This is a genomic window from Maritalea porphyrae (assembly GCF_030159895.1).
In the GTDB taxonomy this organism is placed as follows: Bacteria; Pseudomonadota; Alphaproteobacteria; order Rhizobiales; family Devosiaceae; genus Maritalea; species Maritalea porphyrae.
Window position 1 is genome coordinate 1,300,545 of sequence record NZ_BSNI01000002.1, and the last position, 20,612, is coordinate 1,321,156.

Annotated in this window: 16 protein-coding genes and 1 tRNA gene; 8 read left to right on the plus strand and 9 right to left on the minus strand. The window is 51.0% G+C overall.

Going from position 1 to position 20,612, the window contains the following annotated elements:
- Positions 1-4: 4 nt before the first annotated feature.
- The 3 genes from QQL65_RS09760 to QQL65_RS09770 form a co-directional block, all read right to left on the minus strand.
- Positions 5-1,585: an ABC transporter permease gene (locus QQL65_RS09760; RefSeq protein WP_284364061.1), complete on the minus strand. Its 1,581-nt coding sequence runs from the start codon at positions 1,583-1,585 to the stop codon at positions 5-7.
- A gap of 141 nt (positions 1,586-1,726) precedes the next feature.
- Complete coding sequence (locus QQL65_RS09765; protein ID WP_284364063.1) at positions 1,727-2,758, minus strand: extracellular solute-binding protein; 1,032 nt, start codon at positions 2,756-2,758, stop codon at positions 1,727-1,729.
- A gap of 210 nt (positions 2,759-2,968) precedes the next feature.
- Positions 2,969-5,959 carry a histidine kinase dimerization/phospho-acceptor domain-containing protein gene (locus QQL65_RS09770; protein ID WP_284364065.1) on the minus strand — a complete coding sequence of 997 codons (2,991 nt, stop codon included), beginning with the start codon at positions 5,957-5,959 and terminating at the stop codon, positions 2,969-2,971.
- 231 nt (positions 5,960-6,190) lie between these two features.
- On the opposite strand from QQL65_RS09770, the gene QQL65_RS09775 reads away from it, so the two are divergent.
- Positions 6,191-6,267, plus strand: a tRNA-His gene (locus QQL65_RS09775).
- Positions 6,268-6,318: 51 nt separating this feature from the next.
- Here the strand turns inward: QQL65_RS09775 and QQL65_RS09780 are convergent.
- The 3 genes from QQL65_RS09780 to QQL65_RS09790 all read right to left on the minus strand — a co-directional run bounded on the left by QQL65_RS09780 (position 6,319) and on the right by QQL65_RS09790 (position 9,221).
- On the minus strand, positions 6,319-7,926 hold the full coding sequence (locus tag QQL65_RS09780; protein ID WP_284364067.1) for a TadE/TadG family type IV pilus assembly protein: 1,608 nt from the start codon (positions 7,924-7,926) through the stop codon (positions 6,319-6,321).
- Between the two features lie 55 nt (positions 7,927-7,981).
- Positions 7,982-8,626, minus strand: a complete 645-nt coding sequence (locus tag QQL65_RS09785) for a L,D-transpeptidase (protein WP_284364070.1) — start codon at positions 8,624-8,626, stop codon at positions 7,982-7,984.
- 145 nt (positions 8,627-8,771) lie between these two features.
- On the minus strand, positions 8,772-9,221 hold the full coding sequence (locus QQL65_RS09790) for a response regulator (RefSeq protein ID WP_284364072.1): 450 nt from the start codon (positions 9,219-9,221) through the stop codon (positions 8,772-8,774).
- Between the two features lie 118 nt (positions 9,222-9,339).
- Between QQL65_RS09790 and QQL65_RS09795 the strand changes: the two genes are divergently transcribed.
- The 4 genes from QQL65_RS09795 (at position 9,340) to hisG (ending at position 13,401) form a co-directional block, all read left to right on the plus strand.
- Positions 9,340-9,960, plus strand: coding sequence for a DNA-3-methyladenine glycosylase I (locus QQL65_RS09795; RefSeq protein WP_284364075.1), 621 nt, complete (start codon positions 9,340-9,342; stop codon positions 9,958-9,960).
- A 122-nt stretch (positions 9,961-10,082) separates the two neighbouring features.
- A complete protein-coding gene (gene hisS, locus QQL65_RS09800) occupies positions 10,083-11,567 on the plus strand; it encodes a histidine--tRNA ligase (RefSeq protein WP_284364076.1) in 1,485 nt (494 codons plus the stop codon).
- Positions 11,568-11,572: 5 nt separating this feature from the next.
- Positions 11,573-12,673: an ATP phosphoribosyltransferase regulatory subunit gene (locus QQL65_RS09805; RefSeq protein ID WP_284364078.1), complete on the plus strand. Its 1,101-nt coding sequence runs from the start codon at positions 11,573-11,575 to the stop codon at positions 12,671-12,673.
- Entirely contained in the window at positions 12,670-13,401 is a 732-nt protein-coding gene (hisG, locus tag QQL65_RS09810) for an ATP phosphoribosyltransferase (RefSeq protein WP_348529145.1), read from the plus strand. The genes QQL65_RS09805 and hisG overlap by 4 nt, the downstream gene beginning before the upstream one ends.
- 66 nt (positions 13,402-13,467) lie before the next feature.
- Here the strand turns inward: hisG and QQL65_RS09815 are convergent, their stop codons facing one another.
- Positions 13,468-13,851, minus strand: coding sequence for a DoxX family protein (locus tag QQL65_RS09815; RefSeq protein WP_284364081.1), 384 nt, complete (start codon positions 13,849-13,851; stop codon positions 13,468-13,470).
- A 210-nt stretch (positions 13,852-14,061) separates the two neighbouring features.
- On the opposite strand from QQL65_RS09815, the gene QQL65_RS09820 reads away from it, so the two are divergent.
- The 3 genes from QQL65_RS09820 to QQL65_RS09830 all read left to right on the plus strand — a co-directional run bounded on the left by QQL65_RS09820 (position 14,062) and on the right by QQL65_RS09830 (position 17,196).
- Positions 14,062-14,823, plus strand: a complete 762-nt coding sequence (locus tag QQL65_RS09820) for a TSUP family transporter (protein ID WP_284364082.1) — start codon at positions 14,062-14,064, stop codon at positions 14,821-14,823.
- Positions 14,824-14,942: 119 nt separating this feature from the next.
- Positions 14,943-16,652 carry a globin-coupled sensor protein gene (locus QQL65_RS09825; protein WP_284364083.1) on the plus strand — a complete coding sequence of 570 codons (1,710 nt, stop codon included), beginning with the start codon at positions 14,943-14,945 and terminating at the stop codon, positions 16,650-16,652.
- Between the two features lie 163 nt (positions 16,653-16,815).
- Positions 16,816-17,196, plus strand: coding sequence for a hypothetical protein (locus QQL65_RS09830; RefSeq protein WP_284364084.1), 381 nt, complete (start codon positions 16,816-16,818; stop codon positions 17,194-17,196).
- Between the two features lie 45 nt (positions 17,197-17,241).
- On the opposite strand, the gene QQL65_RS09835 is transcribed toward QQL65_RS09830, so the two are convergent.
- Together QQL65_RS09835 and QQL65_RS09840 are read right to left on the minus strand one after the other, a co-directional pair.
- Positions 17,242-19,788: an ABC transporter permease gene (locus QQL65_RS09835; protein ID WP_284364086.1), complete on the minus strand. Its 2,547-nt coding sequence runs from the start codon at positions 19,786-19,788 to the stop codon at positions 17,242-17,244.
- On the minus strand, positions 19,788-20,495 hold the full coding sequence (locus QQL65_RS09840) for an ABC transporter ATP-binding protein (protein ID WP_379863417.1): 708 nt from the start codon (positions 20,493-20,495) through the stop codon (positions 19,788-19,790). Before QQL65_RS09840 ends, QQL65_RS09835 begins: the two co-directional genes overlap by 1 nt.
- Positions 20,496-20,612: the final 117 nt, after the last annotated feature.

Below are 20,612 nucleotides of genomic sequence, written 5' to 3' on the forward strand. Positions count from 1 at the left end.
ACCCCTACCTTTCACCACCCTGCAGCTTGCCGCCCAAAATGGCGGGCACAAGGCCAATGGCAATGATGAGCAAAGCTGGAACAGCCGCGCTTTCAAAATTCTCAAGGCTCGCTTCGGCGTAAACATAGGTTGAAAGCGTCTCAAGGCCCAAGGGGCGCAGTAAGAGGGTTGCGGGCAGTTCTTTGATGCACTCGACGAAAACCAATGTCAGCGCAGCAACAATGGCAGGGCGCAAAGTGGGCAGATCAACCTCAATTAAAGAGCGCCAGCGATTTGCGCCCAACACGTGAGCGGCTTCAAGCAAGTTGACGCCGCGCTTTTTCATCGCCGCTTCAAGCGAATTGTGGCTAACGGTTAGAAACCGCACCGAGTAAGCGTAGAGAATGGCAATTGGTGACCCGGATAATACAAGCCCAACGGTGACATTGAACCAAGCGCGGGTCGCGTCGTTAATCACCCCATCAAGGAACCCAAGCGGCACCAAAACGCCAATGGCCAAAATGGTGCCGGGCACCGCATAGCCAAAGGTGGCGAGATAGGAAAGATTACGGCTTCCGTCCGCATTTACCATGCGCCGTGCCGTAAAATAGCCAATGCCAACGCAAATGGCAGCGCCAACAAAGGCGAGCCACACCGTGGTCCACAAGGCTTCAAGAATTTCAAAGCCAACGATACCACGCGCGATCCGCACCATGGCGGTCGAAGACAGTTCTAGCACCGGCACCACAAAGCCCAAACCAACAATAACGGTGCAAAATAACGTCACCCAAACTGCGATTGTTGGTGGAATTTTGACCCGGGCAGGGGGCACGCGGCTATCGCGGCGCGTGAGATAATCTAGTTTGCGGCGTTCGTGCTGTTCGAGCCAAATAAGCCCAGCGATGATAATCACGGTGGTGACCGCCAATTGCGCCGCGCCGGGCAAGTTCGATTGATTGAGCCATGTGGCATAAACAATTGCGGTGAGGGTGTTCACCCCGAAAAACTCAACCGCGCCCACATCGTTGATCACTTCCATCAGTGCCAACGAAACCCCAACGATTAGGGCAGGGCGCGCAAGTGGCAAAATGACGTCGCGAAACGTACGCCATGGGCCAGCGCCCAAGGTGCGGCTGGCGGCAACCAACACACCTGATTGCATCAGGAAAAACGCGCGGCAGCTCAAGTAGACATACGGATAGAGCACCAAGCTCATCACAAAGGCGGCGCCGCCAATGGTGCGGAAATCGGGGAACCAATATTCGCGCATCGACTTTGCGCCGGTGAATGTGCGGATGGCGGTTTGCAAAGGACCAGTGAAGTCCATTACCTCAACCCACGCATAGGCAGAGATGTAGGTAGGTATGGCAAGCGGCAGAATAAACGCCCATTCAAAAAGCTTGCGCCCTGGAAATTCAAAGTTGGAAACAAGCCAAGCGCTCAACAGGCCGATTACACCTGTGAAAAGGCCAACCAGAAGCAGCAAAAGTCCCGTCTCGCGCAAAGCAACTGGCAACATGCGGGAGAATAATCCGCCCTCTGTGCCAAATGCACCAAGGGCCAACCAGCCAAGGGCCAGTGTGGGCAGGGCCATGGAAAAGATCACAAATAGCTCAACAAAAGACAGGCGCGAAACCGCGCCTGCAATTAAGTTGTGAGCTTTGTCGCTTTGACCAGCGATCGTTCTTCTCCAATCAAATCCGCTATCCGTTTCTTGGTATAGCGGATTTGGAATTTGTGCAAAGGCTTAGTTTTGTGGGCCTTCGTCAAACTTGACTTCGTCCACCAATTTGCTGGCTTCGTCGCGCTTGTCAGCGATTTCAGCAAGCGACAGATCGTCAGCTTTCAACTCGCCCCAGCCTTTTACAAGGTCAGATGCTTCAACGCCCGGCAAAACAGGATATTCAAAGTTTGTTTCTGCGTAGATGCTTTGCGCTTTTTCAGACAACAAAAATTGAATGAACTTCTTAGCGCCATCAAGGTTTGGTGCGTGCTTAGCCAAGCCAACGCCTGAAATGTTCACGTGGGTTTTGTTTTGTGCAGCACCTGGGAAGACCAAACGAACAGAAGCAGCCCATTCTTTTTGCTCTGGCTCTTTGTCGTTTGTGACCATTTTGCCCATATAATAGGTGTTGCCGATTGAGATATCGCACTCACCAGAGAAGATGGCTTTCACTTGGGCGCGGTCATTGCCAGTTGGTTTGCGTGCAAGATTGTCACGAACGCCTTCAAGCCATGTTTTGGTTGCTTCTTCGCCCTCATTTGCGATTTGCGCAGCGATTAGGCCGATATTGTACGCATGTTGGCCCGAACGTGTACACACGCGGCCCTGCCACTTTGGATTGGCCAAATCAGCGTAGGATAGTTCCTCATCGCTCACGCGGTCTTTTGAAACGTAGAATATGCGAGCGCGAAGCGACAACGCAGCCCATGCGCCATCTGGGTCGACAAATTCACCAGGAATTTTTGCGGTGATGTCTGTTGGAATAGCTTGCCAGATGCCAGCTTGCTTCATCGCGTCCAAACGGCCAACATCAACGGTCAACAATACGTCAGCTGGTGAGTTCTCGCCTTCTGAGCCAAGACGATCCACTAGACCATTCTTTGCAAACAACACATTTGCTTTAATGCCTGTTTCGGCTTCAAACGCGTCAGTAAGTGGCTTCAAAAGCTCTGGCTGGCGATAGCTGTAAACGTTGATTTCTTCAGCAACTGCTGCGGCACCAAAAAATGATGAACCAGCGATCAGAGTAGCTGCAAGCGACTTGGACAAATTCATTTCTTCACTCCATCTAAAAAGGGGTTGATGTCCCTCCGTTGCATGGGGTTTTCTTTGGTTTTTGCATTCCCGTCAACGATGCAGATCAAGTCAAAGTCGAGTATTTGAGTATGCTTTTTTGAATGGTTCTAAACTGGAGTTCAAAACTCTATATAAATAAGCAGTTCCACGAATTTGGGCGGGACACAAAGGTGCGTCAGAATGTCGCAACTAGTTTGTAGTGCCAAACACCCGATCAGCCGGAATCGCCAGCTCCATCAGCATGCCAGTGCGTCCAATATGATCCAATGAAAGTGAGAAAGCGTTGGCTTTGGCCAAGGCATGTGTCAGCGAAAGGCCAACACCAGAGCGTACAAAATCGGCGGGAACGGCCTCATCGCCTTCAGGTTCATGATAAACAATGAACTGTTCGGCACGGTCTTGCCCCTGTTCGCCCATATCACGCACATGGATCATCAAATTATCGTCTTCGTCACGCACAGCGCTAAGCACCACATTGCCGCCAGCCGGGGTCAGCGTGACCGCACTTGCGAGCAGATTCATGATGGTTTGGGTCAAAAGCTTTTCATCCGCTTCAACGAAATAGCTGGTTTCTGGTATCGCGCTGCGTACAAAAACCTGCTGCGCATTTGCTTGAGCGCGAATGCGCACGATGCAGCGGTTGAGCAATAGCCCTAAATCAATTTCTTGGTTTAGTAGTTCGACTTCGCCGATATTGAGGCGGCTCAAATCGTCGATTTCACCAATGACTTTTTCAATTTGTCGGGTCGCAGAATGAATGTCGCCGATATATTCCTTGTAGCGATCATTGTCGATTGGCCCGTAGGCTTCGTCTTTCATCAAGCTGTTGAATCCGGCAATGCTGGCCAACGGGCGGCGAATTTCGCGGCTTAGAATTGGCAGCACATTGTTGAGTTCATCTTTTTGGTGGTCAATTTGCGCCTGATCTGGTTTTTGCGCAAAAATCAGACCGAAGATTGGGCTTGAGGTGTCTTCCACATCACCCAAAAACAGTTTTATCTCGCAATGCTCAGCGCCAGCAAAGGCTTTGATCGTGCCGCTGTCACTTTCTCCGGATAAGATGTTGAGGTAGGTGCCGCGAGTGTCGGTTGAGACATATTCAAGGATTGGGCGATTGCGCAACAGGTCAATCGATGGCCCAAATATGCGGCTGCCTTCACCATCGAGTTCAAGCACATAGCCAGCGCGATTAAGCTGAATGAAACCCGTACCCAAAGCGTTGGCGATTTTCGCAAAGCTCACCTGCGCATCATCACGCTCTTGCGCAATTATGCCATTGTTGGTGCGACCTGATTGCTCTTCGCGCGCCGTCAGCATATAGGCATTTTGCCCCTGCCAAACTGTTGTTTGCAAACGCGCAGAAACCTCAACCATTTCGCCATCTTGGCGCTGAATTTTTGCAATGGGGCCAAAATCGTGACCCGCGTCATCAGCGCGAGGCAAAATGGCGTCAAGTCCCGCATCGCGAAGGTCATTGGTGGTGTTGTAGCCTGCAAGATCTGCCATTGACCGGTTGGCGAACAATACGTCCTGATCTCTGAATATCAGAATGCCCAATGGCAATTTGTTCAACACAAGTGCTTCGTCGCTAAGCGAAACAAGTGACGATTTTCCATTTAGGTCGCGCTGCGGCGATGGCGTCATCGCAACAACTTTGCCCGGCTCACGCACTGGCGCTTCAGGTTCGACCGTTTCTTTGACGGGTTCTTCAGTGTTCACCCGTTCGCGCAATATCCGTGAAAGCTCATCAAAGTTGTATTTTGAGGTCTTGTCCGCGACTTCTGCGGTCAGCTTTTGCGTTTCTTCATCCGCTTCTCGCAAAACATGCGTCGCAGAAATGCTCCAAAGCGCTGGGGTCTGATCTTCTTCGGTCGAACCATCGTCCAATTCGGCCAACTCGTCGCGCACTGCGTTCAACTGCTCGTTTTCAACGCCTTGGACTTGGGGCTTCTCTGCCGCGTCATCAATAGCTGCTTCGTCTGTTGGATCAGCAAAGTCTTCGTTCGCATCAATACGGTTTGCAGCCAGCAATTCAGTATCATCTAGCGCATCGGCGGTGATGTTGTTGCCTGAACTATAAAGATGATCAATTAAGTCCGTCAGCCCAGTTGGGGCAACAGCTGCAGGTTCATCTTGGTCTTGAGCCGTATCATTTTGTGGCTCGGCGTCTGCAGACAAGTCTTCATCGGCATCATTCGCGCCGTCCAGCGTCGCGAGATGCTCAATGTCATATTCGTCGTCGCCGAACTCTTCTATGTCTTCTGGCTCCGACGTGGCGATGGCTGGTTCCTGCGCGTCGTCATCATTAAGCGTATCAGAGACTGACATTTCAGGTTGATCGCTAGAAACTAGCGTTTGATCTTCTTGCGGGCTGATTGTTGAAGGGGCGTCATTTGCCAACGCAACGCTTTGTGCTGGCTCACTTTCAGCAGCGATCGTTTGGTTGACTGTTTCCTCTTGCTCTTCATCAGCTGCGCTGGTCTCGTCTTCCGCTTCCGCTTCCGCTTCCGCTTCTGCTTCTGCTTCTGCTTCTGCTTCTGCTTCTGCTTCTGCTTCTACTTCTGCTTTCCACGCACTAGCCAGTGCGGCAAAATCAAGCATGAGCATCGACGCCCCGGCCTTAAGGCTCACATCAAGCTGCGATGCATCATTTAATTGCGCAAAGCTGCTGTTGAGAAGTCGCTGTAAATCGTCTTCGTTTTCGTGCTCAGTGGCGCCAGCAACAATCTCATTTTCGGCATTGATGATCACATAGGTTTGCGCTGGCGAGAACATCTGTTCATCTGCAACAAGCGCATATGCATCACCATCAAACTGGTTGAAATCGATCGCATCGGTGGAAATGACCAGCAAGCCATTTTCACCCTGATCAGTTTTTAACGGTATGCAGGAACATGTCGCGGAAACAGGCTTCTTGCCCATTTGAAACCGCATACGGGAAACAGAGGCGCGGCCATCGTGACCAAGCTTGATCAGGCGATTGACTTGCCCTTTAAGCGGCTTTGGATCGGGCAGAAACTTGAGGCCCTTTTTTTTGAACTTCGAGCGAAACAGCTTTGCCGCCAGATTGCGCCAAATAAGCTCGCTACCGTCCTCATTCCAAAACCAAACTGGACGAGGATCAAGCGCGTAACTTAAAACGCGTTGCCCTACATTGGTGTAAATCCAGTCTTGCTGCATAGCTACTCTTAACTTCCCTTGTGCCATTTTGATACATTTCTGGCACCATTAGTTTACCTATAATTAAATATCGCGCATGGCGACGTTGGTCCATAAAAACCGTATGCTGGACCCAAACAGACAGGTTTCATGGTTAAGATCGGGAAGGTGTGGAAAAAAATGTAATTTGGCGCAAAAGCACTCTTGCAAACCGCGCAAGTGGGGCTTATGTATCGGCCCACAATTGGATATGCCGCCTTAGCTCAGTTGGTTAGAGCACTAGTTTGTGGAACTAGGGGTCCCCCGTTCGAGCCGGGGAGGCGGTACCACCCCCCCCCTAAAATGATTGATATCCAGAATTTGACGCTGAACTGCTGTCTCTATTTTGAGAGCCGCAGATCAGAAAGCTGATCGGCAATGGTCTCAAACGTGTCGATAAGGTCAGACGAACTAGACGGGAAGAAATCATGATTGCTGCTCGTCGCACAATCTGAGAGCATCTTACCGTTGGTTGAACTTGCCGATATTCCCAGTCCAATTGTGTAGATCTCGATTTTTGACGGACTAGACTTTGCATTCTCACAGGCCCATTTGGTTCTATTGTCCATTTCTTTGATGACCTGCCAGTTCGACCAGCCCCATTTGCCCAATCGCTCGTTAATCGGCCAACCATATGCGCTGTAATAATGCGAGCCATAATTGTTGCTTTTGGTCTGAGATGCGTAGTTTTGCCCATCAGTCATCAAAATCATTACTTTGCTGGCGCCGTCATCGTAAGGTACGCCTTCATCATAAGGTGCTGTTGGTGACAAAACGCGCCAACCCCAAATCGCACCTTGGTGAATGTTTGTGCCACCGCTGGCGACCATGGCATTAATCGCTGTTTTGATTGTGCTCATCTTGTTAGTAAGCGGCAAAATTTCGGCATCGCCACAAGGGCCGTTTGGCGAGTTAATACCTGTTGATGGCGACGCTTTCTGACCGCGATATTTACATTCACGTTCATGACGCTCGAGCCATGGCAGTCCGCCTCCTTTGTTGCCGCATGAGCCTTTTGTATCTTGCATATATCCGCGCTTTGAGCCGCCCGATGTATCAGCCTGATCGGGGTTGAACATCGGCACAAAATATGTGTCTGGATCACCCATATTGGGCTCTTCGTCATTCACGTCGAGCCGTTGTGAAACGGGTTTGCTTTTGTCATGCGGCCGAGCTTCGACACAACCCTTCCAGCTTACATTTGGAATCGAGGCATAAAGCTGAATGCGCTTCATTCGGTCGCTGGGGTTTGAAGTATCATGTCCGGTGCTAGAGTTGTCGTCGTCATCCAGATTGTCCCAGCTAATAGATGATACGCCTTTCGTATCTAACCATTTTGCGGTTTTGTTCTTTTCGCCGACATTCACCGCCATTGTGAACGGAACGATGCCGATAAACACTTTGTCCGGTTCGGCATCGCCACCCGATAGAATGTCAACTGCGAGCGTTGATGCAGTTTTTAAAGCTGTTATGCGGCCGTATGAGGCCATAGAGCCAGAATTGTCGAGCACCATAACAACTTCAAGCCGGTTTTTTGCCCGTGTTGCTTCTGAAACAAGCGTTGCCTTCATCTCATTTACACCAACAAGGCGCACAAACAGGGTTGGTCGAGAAATCTTGGCTGAAATCATCAGGCGGCCCGCCTCGGTGTCAATTTCAACCTTGTCGATGGCGATGGAAATATCTGTGCCGTTCATTGCTTCGGTCGCAAGCTTTTGCGCCCGGTTTTTGATCCAAGTTTTGTTCTTCTTGTAAATTTCTGGCTGAAGAGACAGCACCGTTGAATCAAGACTGATTTGAGTGGTTTTGCGTGCTTGCTGAATATTCACAAAATCAACGGCAGAGCCGCCCGTGGCAATCAATACCACGGCGATTACGCCAAAGATCACGGCGAAGGCACCGCCTTCGTCGCGACCAAAACTCTTAAGTCTTGAAAGAATGAACTTCATTTTGTCGGCCAAATCAGTTGAAATTTCAGCCGTTATCGTGCGCGTTAAAGGTAAATTAAATCACAACCACGCGGGTGCCAATTCGAACCCTTGTGTACAAATCCTTAATATCTTCGTTCGTAAGCCGAATACATCCGGACGATACTTTTTTGCCGATGGACCAGGGCTGTGTTGTGCCATGCAACCGATAGAGCGTGTTGCCAATGTAAAGCGCGCGTGCACCCAATGGATTATCAATGCCACCAGGCATATATGCAGGCAAATGGGGTTCGCGTTGACGCATCTCGGCAGGCGGTGTCCAGCCGGGCCATTCGCGTTTAGCTGTAATTTTATGTGTACCCGACCATTCAAAACCTGATCGCGCCACACCGATGCCATAACGCATTGCGCGGTTGCCGCTCATGACAAGATACAAAAACCGCGCATTTGTATCCACAACCACTGTGCCAGCCGAATATTCGCTATTGTAGGTAACAACTTGGCGCAATAGGTCAGGGTGCTGCCCATATGGGTTTTTCACCTGCAATTTGTGTTTGGGCTCACCCTTGGCAATGCTCATGCCGGCAGGGGGCAAAACGTATATTGTCTGGCCAAATCGATTTTTTGTTTTGACCAAGCCGCCATCGGCGAACGCACCGGTGCCAAACAAAAGCGCGAAAGCGCCAAAAGCCAATACAAAGATCTTGAGGGAAATACGCATGGTTCAACTCGTTACTCGACGGCTCTCGAATTGAAAGCCGATACAATTTGAGTAAAACCATATTGGATTGCGAAGAATAAACGGTGAAAAGACTTGGTAAGTAAGAACTTAGCAAGAATGGTTTATCAGAGGTAAATCAGTTTTTTTAAAGAAGAACTGCGCCGTCTTCGTCATCATCAAGATGGATGATTTCGTCATTGGCGGGCATCTTTTTGGGTTTTTCGTGTTTGGTAATCGCTTTGGCAATGGCTTTGCCAAGGTCCGCGCTGTTTACGGGTTTCACCACGACTTCATCGGCCCCAAGTGCCAATGCACGTTCCAAATTGTCACTGCTTGCATAGGCAGTCATCACCACAACCGCAATGTTGCCGTTGCGGCCAAAGCGCTGATCACGCAACACCCCGAGAAGCCCCGCGCCAGATACATCAGGCATATACCAATCGGTAAGCAGGACATCGAAGTCATTTTCCATCAACCGCAACACCGCTTCAGCGCCAGTGGCAACACTGTTTGTTGAACCAATGCCCAGCTTTTTGAGTTGTGCAGCAGCCAACGCGCATGCATATTGATTGTCATCGACAATCAAAACACTCATTTCACTTGGGGACTTTTGCACTTTTTGGGTCACACGACTTCTGACTTAACACAACAGTTAATGAATTGGTGTTGGAACTTAGTCAAATTCTCAAAGATTGCAACACATAAATATAACAATGAACGAATATATCGGCCGTTGTTTCTGGTCAGGCAACGATGAAATCTACACGAACTATCACGACACCGAGTGGGGATACCCTGTCGACGATGACGTGCGCTTGTTCGAAAAAGTGTGTCTTGAGGGGTTTCAGTCAGGTCTTTCGTGGCTGACGATACTGAAAAAACGCGAGAACTTCCGAAAAGCATTTGATGGCTTTAACTATCACAAAGTTGCCCAATATGGGCCAGATGATGTGGATCGCTTATTAGGCGATGCGGGCATTGTGCGGCATCGTGGTAAAATCGAAGCCACTATTAATAATGCGGCGCGGGCAATCGAACTTGAAAAAGAGTTTGGCACACTTGCCGCCTATTTTTGGCAGTTCGAGCCTGATGCGACTGAGCGTCCTGATGAAATGTCAGAGGCGGAAGTGCGCAAGCTTGCGCAAACGGACAAGTCCAAAGAGCTCGCAAAAGACCTGAAAAAGCGTGGTTGGAAATTTTTTGGCCCAACGACCGCCTATGCATTTATGCAGGCAATGGGGTTGGTCAACGACCATACGGATGATTGTTTTTGCCGGGAGAAAGCGCTTGCCGCACGCGCCAATTTCACGCCGCCAAAGCCAAAAAGCGCTTAGACGATAAGCCTAGGCTTAATCGACATTTTCCCCAAATACTTGTGTCGGGTAACATGATCGGCTAACAACCCACTCGACGCGCGCGCGTGACGCGTATTTTTCAGTACATTTCAGAGGCGATTATGGCCAAGAAAACCAAACGATTAGCACCAACTTTGCCCCGAGGCTTTGTCGACCGTGATGCGGTTGAAATTGCAAGCTTGGAGCAAATGTTTCATCGCATTCGTTCGGTTTATGAGCGCTATGGCTTTGACCCGGTGGAAACACCCTTGTTTGAGTATACTGAGAGCTTGGGTAAATTTCTGCCAGATACAGACCGACCAAACGCTGGCGTGTTCTCGTTGCAAGATGATGATGAAAAGTGGCTAAGCCTGCGTTATGATTTGACCGCGCCGCTGGCCCGTTATTTCGCGCAAAACTATGATGCGCTGCCAAAACCATACCGCTCATATCGTCAAGGCTATGTTTTCCGCAATGAAAAGCCAGGGCCAGGTCGTTTCCGCCAGTTTATGCAGTTTGATGCCGATAGCGTCGGCGCACCTGACCCAGCGGCAGATGCTGAAATGTGCATGATGATGGCTGATGTGATGGACGAATTGGGCCTTGGCGGTAAATTCATCATCCGTGTCAATAACCGCAAGGTGCTCGACGGTGTGCTTGCCGCCGCTGGTTTGGCCGATCAACCAGAAACGTCACTTACCGTATTGCGGGCCATCGACAAAATGGATCGCTTGGGCGAGGACGGTGTGAAGCTTTTGCTCGGCGCTGGCCGCAAAGACGAAAGCGGCGATTTCACTGAGGGCGCTGGACTTGATGAGGCGCAAATCGCGCGCATTTTGGCATATGTTACCGCTGATGCAGATGCGGACAAAATGTTCGACGTGCTTGCGGCCCAAGTTGAGGACAGTGAGGCTGGCGCACAAGGCGTTGCTGAACTTAAAGAAATGCAGGCTCTGTTTGACGCCGCGGGTTATGCGCGCGACAAAATCAAAATCGACCCATCCGTGGTGCGTGGCCTTGAATATTACACGGGTCCAGTGTTCGAAGCAGAATTGACTTTCCCTGTGACCAATGAGAAGGGCCAAACGGTGGTGTTTGGATCTGTCGGTGGTGGTGGGCGTTATGACGGGCTTGTTTCGCGCTTCCGCCCTGAACCGGTTCCAGCTACAGGTTTCTCCATCGGCGTTAGCCGTTTGGCACACGCATTGCAATTGGTCGGCGAATTGGATGTTACTGAAAAACAGGGCCCGGTCGTTGTTTTGATTATGGATAAAGATCAAATCGCATCTTATCAGGCGATGGTTGCAGAACTTCGCCAAGCTGGCGTGCGTGCTGAACTCTATCTCGGTGCATCGAAAAACATGGCCAAGCAGATGAAATATGCCGACAAGCGCAACGCGCCTGCGGTTATTATTGAAGGCAGCCAAGAGCGTGAAGCTGGTGAAGTGCAGGTGAAAGACTTGGTGGCGGGCAAAATCGCTTCTGAAACGATCACCAGCAATGAAGAATGGCGCGCAGCGCGTCCGGCACAGGTCAGCGTTAAGCGTGGCGATTTGGTCGCGCATATCAAGTCACTGCTTGAGACCGATAGCGCAGACGGGGAGTAAGCCCCATGGCGAAAACTGAAATAGACTTTGATGCTGCGCGCGCTGAACTGAGCAGTCGCATCGCAGCGGTTGCGGAACTGGTTTCACCAGATATTTTGCAACCCGCAGATTTGTTTTTCGATCTTGCAGGCGAGGATATCGGTCGTCGCTTGATGCTGACAAGCGGTCCAGATGGCACAGCCTATTGTTTGCGACCAGACTTCACCTTGCCAATTGCGGCACAATATTTGGCCAGCGGCGAGGTCGGGCAAACCAAAAGCTTTGGCTATTTGGGACCTGTTTTCCGGCAACGTGACTATGGACCGTTTGAATTTGATCAGGCTGGTTTGGAATTTCTTGCACCGATAAACAGCGACAAGACCTTTACCGAGACTATGCACTTCGCAATTGAAGCGTGCGCGCTTTATGGCGAAACCATGCCGCGCTTGCACCTTGGTGCGGTTGATCTGTTTGAGACATTGCTGGCTAAGATTGATCTGCCAGATGTTTGGCGCCCACGTGTGCGCGACCGGTTTGGTCATGATGCAGCCATGGGCCGATTGCTCGACCGCTTGGCGGTTCCGGACCAGTTTGACGGCGCAGACGACTTGCCGCAAAGCGATGACGAACTGACGAAAATGGTCGCCGCTGACATGGAAGCGGCTGGCCTATCGCCATATTCGGGGCGGCAGGCTGAAGAAATCGTGGCGCGTTACCGCGAAAAACAAATGCTGGCGAAAGCGGCAGTGCCCGCCAAAACAGTACGTATCTTGCGCGAGTTTTTGTCGATCGCCGGCCCAGCCCACGAACAGGCATTCCGTGTGGCAGCCTTGGCGAAAAAGGTCGGCATTGATCTTGAAGAACCACTTGAAAAGCTGATGGGTCGATTGACAGAACTCAAAGCGGCAGCGCCAAAAATCGAAGTCGAATTTGACGCCGGATTTAGTCCGCGCCTCGACTATTACACTGGCCACGTGTTTGAACTTACCGCCAATAAAACTGGTGAGGTTTTGGCTTCTGGCGGTCAATATGATCGCTTGTTGGAGCGTATGGGTGCTTCAGACCGCGTCTCGGCGGTGGGCTGTGCGATATGGTTGGATCGGCTTGAGCAGGGGGCAATGCGATGAGTTCTTTATTATTGGCCGTGCCTTCCAAAGGACGGTTGGAGCAAGACACGCGTGACGCCTTTGAAAAGGCCGGACTTAAGATTGATCGGCCAGGTGGCGCACGCTCTTATTTGGGGACAATCGAAGCGCTACCAGAGGTAACGGTTCGGTTTTTGTCAGCAAGCGAGATTGCGCGCGAATTGATCAGCGGTAAGATCGATCTTGGCGTAACGGGTGAAGATCTGATCCACGAAGCGGCAGAAACGGGCATCAACCAAGTGGTCATCGCAAAGCCGCTCAACTTCGGTCAAGCCGACGTGGTGGTTGCATTGCCAAATTCTTGGATTGACGTGACTGCAATGCGCGATTTGGCCGACGTGGCATCTGACTTCCGTCACCGCCATGGCCAATGGCTGCGGGTTGCCACAAAATATGTGAACCTTACGCGCCGCTATTTCTCGACCCACGGCATTGCAGAATATCGCATTGTGGAAAGTTTGGGTGCCACAGAAGCGGCGCCAGCGTCTGGTGCCGCCGAGTTGATCGTGGATATTACCTCATCTGGCTCCACCCTGCGCGCAAACGAGCTGAAAGTGCCAGAGGATGGCGTTATATTAAAATCAGAGGCCAACTTGGTCGCGTCAAAAACCGCAAACTGGTCAGAAGACAAGAAGGCGCAACTTCAAGCGCTACTTGATCACTTCCGCTCGGGTTTGGGTGATGCGACTGTGTCTGAACTCACAGCATAGAAAAACCGCGCGCCAAACATTTGTCTGGGCGCGGTTTAAGTCTTCTGACTTCTCGATATGGACGAATTAGTCCTTGTCGATTGCCATGCCGCCTGCGCCATGCACCCACAGCAGCAAGAAGCCGCCAGCAAGACCCAAGTTTTTCATGAACATGACCATATGTGTTTGATCAGCAAAGTTGCTATGTGCCAGCACTGCGCTCGCAACGCTGAAAACTGCAAGCAACAACGCAACGATGCGGGTTTGATACCCCACCACAATTGCAAGTCCGCCCACCACTTCAAACAAGCCGATCAAGTAAACCGATACCCCTGGCATTGGGATGCCAAGCGCACCGAAATACCCAGCCGTTGCTTCGGCGCCGGTGAGTTTGCCAATGCCTGCCATTATGAAAAGCACAGCAAGAAAAACCCGCGCCACCAATGGCGCAAACTTTTTCAATCCATCCATCTATCTGTTCCCCATTGTTTAACTAAACAGGGCGGAACATGCACGAAGTTGTCTAATGTATAAATATCGTAAACAAAAACGAGGTGTTTACTGGATTGATGACAATGGCGACTGACGGTCGTCTATAATTGGTCCAAACAATTTATTGACCTCTCGGCACGTCAGGCGTAGCTTTCTGCTCAAGTCTCACCAAAAAACAAAGTCTTCATCGTGGAACTCGAACTTTTCGCCCTGCTGTTCTTGGCTGGAGCTGGCTTTCTGGCAGCGTTTTTGGATGCCATTGCTGGTGGCGGTGGGCTAATCAGCTTGCCCGCCTTGTTGTCTGTTGGCGTCCCCCCCATTTCGGCGCTGGCGACCAATAAGATGCAATCTGTTGTCGGCACAACTGTTGCTGCCATCACTTATTGGCGGCGCGGTTACATCAAGTTCACAGCACTCATTGTTCCAATAATTCTAACACTCTTTGGCAGCATCATTGGCGCGGCTACGGCCAAATCGATGGATACAAATGTGTTGAATTTGCTGGTGCCGATTTTGCTGATTGGTGTGTCGGTGTATTTCATGTTTTCGCCAAAATTGAGCGATGAAACGCGTAGCGAAAAACTACAATTTGCTGTGTTCGCACCAGTGATGGGTTTCACTGTTGGTTTTTATGACGGCATCTTCGGCCCGGGCACGGGTTCCTTCTTCATCGCTGGTTTTGTTACGCTTTTTGGCCTTGGGCTAACCAAAGCCGTGGGCAACACCAAGGTGCTTAATGCCACATCTAACCTTGCGGCATTGATGTTCTTCATCCTTGCAGGTGATGTGGTTTGGATTGCCGGCGGGGTGATGATCATTGGTCAGATCGCAGGTGGTTATTTGGGCGCACGCACCGGCATGCGGTTTGGCGCTAAGCTGATCAAGCCGCTGATCGTGATTATTTCGATGACCATGGCTGTTCGACTTCTTTGGCCAATTATCTTTCCATAATCCCGCCATAGCGCTTATGGTTAATGCTGTCTTAAACAAGTTCTCCAATACTCACGAATGAAGAATACCGGCTGATTCTCGTAAGGGGCCAAATCAGCCACTGCATTTGGGAGTGTGGTATGCACAACGATCAGGACCAAACGTCCGTCAACGAACGCCGTGACATAATGGAACTAGATGAAGCGGGTTGTGATCGAATTCGCGCGGCAAAATCATCCTTGATGGCGCACATGCCGCAGGCGCTCGATCGCTTTTATGACAAACTGGGCGGACTTGACGAACTGAGTTCTTTATTCGCCTCCGAAGCCAGTCGCAGCCATGCCAGAGCAAAACAAACCGAGCATTGGGAACGCATTGCAAACGGCGATATTGATCCAGATTTCTTGCGCGCGAGCCGGAAAATTGGTGATGTGCACGCCAAAGTTGGTCTGGAGCCAAAGCACTACGTATCCGGTTATGCGCTGATTGCTGAAACGCTGATTGAAGGCGTCATCACCGATCATTTAGCGGCATCTGGTGGCAAGAAGGGCTTGTTTGGTCGCGGTGGATCAAATGTTGATGGTGAAGAGCTTGGCAAAACCGTATCAGCAATCATCAAAGCATTGTTGATGGACATTGAGTTTTCAATCAGCTCCTACATTCATCAGCGTCGGCTCGAGACTGAAAACGTCAATGCCGAAATTCAGCGTGTGGTCAAAGCAGCGCAATCCGGTGATTTCACGCAACGTGCTGAAGCCGTAGTCAACAATGAGTATTTGATGGAGCTTGTTGAAAGCACCAACAACTTGATGCATTCCGTGGATGATGGTTTGTCGCGTGCAGACGATGTGCTCAGTGCATTGGCAGAAGCTGATTTGACAAAGCGCATGGAAGGCAACTTCCAAGGCTCATTCTCGCAATTGCAAACAAACATCAATTCTGTTGCTGACCAGCTTTCAAAGCTGATTTCGCAAATCCAAGACACTTCTGGATCTCTCAAAACTGCGACACAAGAAATCTTAAGCGGCGCAAACGATTTGAGCGAACGCAGTACGCGCCAAGCCTCTGCAATTGGCGAAACGTCAGCGACCATTAAAAGCCTTTCTGAAACCGTTGGCGAGAACACCAAAGAAGCCAACAAGGCGATGCAGCACGCGGATGATGTGCGCAAAACCGCCGAGCAAGGTGGCGAAGTGATGTCGAATGCCAGCTCTGCGATGGAGCGGATCACGACGTCGTCGGAGAAGATTTCAAACATCATCGGCATGATCGACGATATTGCGTTCCAAACCAATTTGCTTGCTTTGAACGCTTCTGTGGAAGCAGCGCGCGCTGGCGAGGCAGGTAAAGGATTTGCCGTTGTGGCGGTTGAGGTGCGACGCTTAGCGCAATCTGCCGCACAAGCATCGTCTGAAGTGAAGGCATTGATTGAGCAATCTGCAACTGAGGTGGGTGAGGGAACACGACTTGTTTCTGAAGCTGCTGAAAAGCTTCAAAAAATGGTCGAAGCCGCACGCAAGAACAACGAGCTGATGGCGTCAATCGCGAAGAATTCAAGCACACAGACCTCGGCAATTGATGAAATCAAATCGGCAGTTTCGGAAATCGATGAGATGACACAACATAATGTGGCGCTGGTCGAAGAAACCAACGCCGCAATTGAACAAACCGAACAACGCTCTACCGAACTTGATGAAATTGTTGAAGTATTCAAGATCGATGGTAATCGCGTATCATATGCGCAGCCGGTAAAGGTTGAAACCGCGCCGCAAGCCGCGAAAGATGACCTAAAGGCGGCATATGGCGTTTCGGGCAACACCGCGATCAAGGAAGAATGGTCAGAGTTTTAGCCTAATCCAGCAATTGTGAATTAAGGGCGGCCCATTGTTGGTCGCCTTTTTTGCGTCAAGGCGTTGTAATCTCAGTGTAGGCCTCCACATTTACCCTCAACCAACATTGCCCTGATGCAATGAAAAACTAGCAGCAACAAAGCTGTACTTGGGGGGGAACATAATGACGGGCAAGATAGATCTGATCAAACGCGTGGCGATCATAGCAATCGCTGGATTTTTGATATTGCTGCATGCGGTGGGCTTGTTCGACACGTTGTCGAAAGGTGCGATGCCCGATTATTCCGCTTTCGAAAACTTGCAGTCGATATTGTCCGTTTTCATAATCCTAAGCCTTGCGCTTGTTATCTTTGGGAAACGCATCGGCCTTATCGGCATGTGGGTAAGCATCACAACACTAATCCTCACGCAATATTGGGCACATTTCGGTTTCGTCGATGCTGACTTTACGCAGGGCCGTTCGGTGTTTTCCTATTTGCGTGGCTTCATGATCCCAACTGCTATCACCGTGCTTTGCTATTTGCCGTTCAAGACCAAGACTTGATAATGCATGGCGGGAAACGCATGATTTCCAATCATGCGCTTGCGCTTAAGTCTCGCGCAACAATGGTCCTGGCCGCGCAGATGCAGCACGCAAGATGGTCGTTGCGCCAAGCAGAGTTGTTGTAAAGACCGACAAAACAAGCACGATCCCCAATGTGTTGGGATCGAGCGTGAAATCTACATCAAGCATGACAAGACTGATGAGCCAACCCAAACCCACGCCAATCAACGTTGCAGGCAATGCAGCGATGGCTGCAAGGATCAAATATTGCAGTAGGGCGGTGGAAACAACGGTCCACCTTGTTGCCCCGAGCACTCGGGTGATCAGGGTGTCTGCTTCGCGTTGCTGACGACCAGTTGCAAGGCTACCAATCAGCACCAACAAGCCGTTGCCAACCGCAAGTCCACCCACCAGTGATGCGGCGACAGAAAGCTGGCTGAGAGCGCCGGTGATTTGTTTCAAAGTGTCGCCAATGGCAATAAACCGCACATCGCGCAAGGTTGACGCAAGTTCACGCTCCACTGCGCCTTCGCTACCACTTGCAGCGGTAACTGAAACAAACAAAGTTGCCGGGTAAAGCTCTATGTTACCAGGCGAAAATGTGGCTAGAAAATCGATGCCGCCTTGCCAAGAATAGTCGCGAAAGCTGGCGATTTTGAAGGTTTCAAGTTCCCCAAACAGCGCAAATGTCAGCGTGTCACCAATTTTTACATTTAGGCCAGAACGCAAGCTCTGGTGCAGTGAGACAAGGCCGGGTCCCTGATAGTCACTTGGCCACCATTCGCCCTCCACGATTTTGGATGAGCCGGGTAGTTTAGCCCTGTAGGTGAGGGGGACTTCGCCAGACAGCAAGAAGGTTGCTTCGGGCCCACGGGTGCGAACACTTTCCACAGGTTCGCCGTTGATTTGAACCAACGCACCGCGCAACATCGGAGTAGACACCAATTGGGTGATCTTACTCGACTGTTGTTCCATCTCTTCAAGCATTTCGACTTCGTCAGGGAACAAATCAGCCGCCACAAGTGTGGGCACGTCAAATGCTGAAGCGCCCAAAAATTCTTGCCTTAAATTGCCCTGCAACACCATAACAACGACAAGCATCGCGATGGCCATCCCAACTGCAACAACCACCACAGAAGCGTTTGACCCCGCGCCAGAAATTGCGTTGAGCGCGCGTCGCAAAATCTTCGCACTTGGTTGCGGTAATCTTGTGAGGCCCGAGCGGATGAAACGCACAAACAACTGCAAAATGATCGCCGACAATGCGCTCGCCGTGCCAAACGCCGCAACCAATGCCATATCGCCGGTCATGGCATATGCAAGTCCGACAAACGCAATAATGGACAAAATCACCGGCAGTATCTGCAGTGGCTTTAGTAGGGCCTGCCAGTTCAGTGGCAATGCAGACAGTCCTTTTGATCTAAAGAGCAAAACGGGGCGGATTGACTGCGCTTGCTGTAAAGGAATGTAGGAGAACGCAAACGCCGTCAAGAATCCGCCACCCGCTGCAACAAGTGCCGGTTGCAATTGTGTGCTTGGGCGCAAATTCACGCCGATTGCTTCGCCGATAACTGGCAACAACGCGATGGCAGTGCCCAGTCCAATCGTTAGCCCGATTGCGACGCCAATGGTGGCAAGCATAGCCACCTGTGACAAGAAATGGATGAATATGCGTGACCTATTTGCCCCCATGCTGCGCATTACTGCAATCACATTCGCCCGCTCAGCGATATAGGCCTGCATGCCGGTCCAAACGCTGACCCCGCCAATAAGCAGAGAACCCAAACCAACAATCACCAAGAAACGCATAAATTGGTCATAGTACCGCACCATGGGACCCAGACCGTCGCGCGCCGAGCGCACTGTCCACCCGGTGGCACCAAAAATATTCTCTAGTTCAACTTTGGCGCTCTCGCGGTCACGGTTTTCGAGCAAGAGCTTGTAGCGGAACCAATTCCCTAAGCCAGGAAGCGGAGAGGAACGGTCGGAAACTTTTTGCAGGCCGTCCGTCGAAATGAGTGTCGTCAGCCCCAATCGGTAGCCGCGCACTGGCCCGTCCGGCAACCGCAACAACAACCCGCGTGCTTGAAAGGTTGTGCCGCCAAGCGCAAACTCATCGCCCACCTTGATATTGAGTTGATCCAGCAGCAACGGATCGACAAGCGCGCCAAACACACCATCACGCTCGGCCAAAAACTCAAACACTGCTTCACTGTCTTTAAGTTGCGGACTTTGAACGGTGCCAAGCAATGGATATGTGTCGCCAATAGCAATCAGGTCAGCAAACGCATCGCGATCGTCAGTTTGAGCGCGCAAATTTGTGTCTAATATGGTGGAGATTTTGCCAAACTGAGCCAATTGCGCCAATTCGTCTTCGGTTGCCCACCGGTCCGCGCGCGACAATTCCAAATCGCCGCCCATCAGTTCTGCCGCATCCAAATCAATAGCGCGGGTGATGGTTGCACCAACAAAGCTAACGCCAGCAATCAACGCGGTACCCACCGCCAAGCACACCACAAGCAGCAAAAACCGGCGTAAGTCGCCACGCATATCCAGCAGGCCAGTCCGAACTGCGGCGATCAAAGCATGCATCAGCGCTTATCCAACTTTTCAGCCAACTCGCCTTGCGTCATTGTGACCACCCGGTCTGCGCGCGCCGCCAATTTCGGATCATGCGTCACCAGCACAACAGAGGTGCCCCGTTCGCGGGCAAGGTTGAACAATAGCTCAATAACCATCTCTCCGGTTTTTTGATCCAAGTTCCCTGTCGGCTCATCCGCCAGCAGCAATGGTGGGTTGGCAATCATAGCACGCGCAAGGCCGACCCGTTGTTGCTCGCCGCCAGAAAGCGCGGATGGTCGATGATCGAGCCGCGCACCAAGCCCAACGGTTTCGAGCGCCTCTGACGCCTTTTGCCGCACTTCAGCCATCGAGAGTTCGGGCGCGGCGATTTCAAGCGCCAACCCGACATTGTCTACCGTGTTGAGCGACGGGATAAGATGAAAGCTTTGAAACACGATGCCAAGCGTTTTGCGCCGGAACTGGGCCAAGTCGTCTTCGCTTTTGCCTGATAATTCTTCGCCATTCACGATGACGCTGCCCGTTGTGGCTTGCTCAAGCCCTGCCAGTAACATCAATAGTGATGTTTTTCCGCTACCCGATGGGCCAACAATGGCAACCACTTCAGCGGGTTCAACACGTAGTGATACATCGCGCAGAATATGCAGCGTACCGGAGGCAACTTCTAAACTATAATTGACGTTGGAAGCATTGATTATTGGTTGGGTAGAGCTATTCACTTGTTCCATTTCCGTGCAATGCGCATCGTATAATCGTCATTGTCAAACCCAGAAATATCGGGCGGCTGATCTTAGTATTGCGACGAACAATAGTTCCGAAATAATGCGACATTCTTA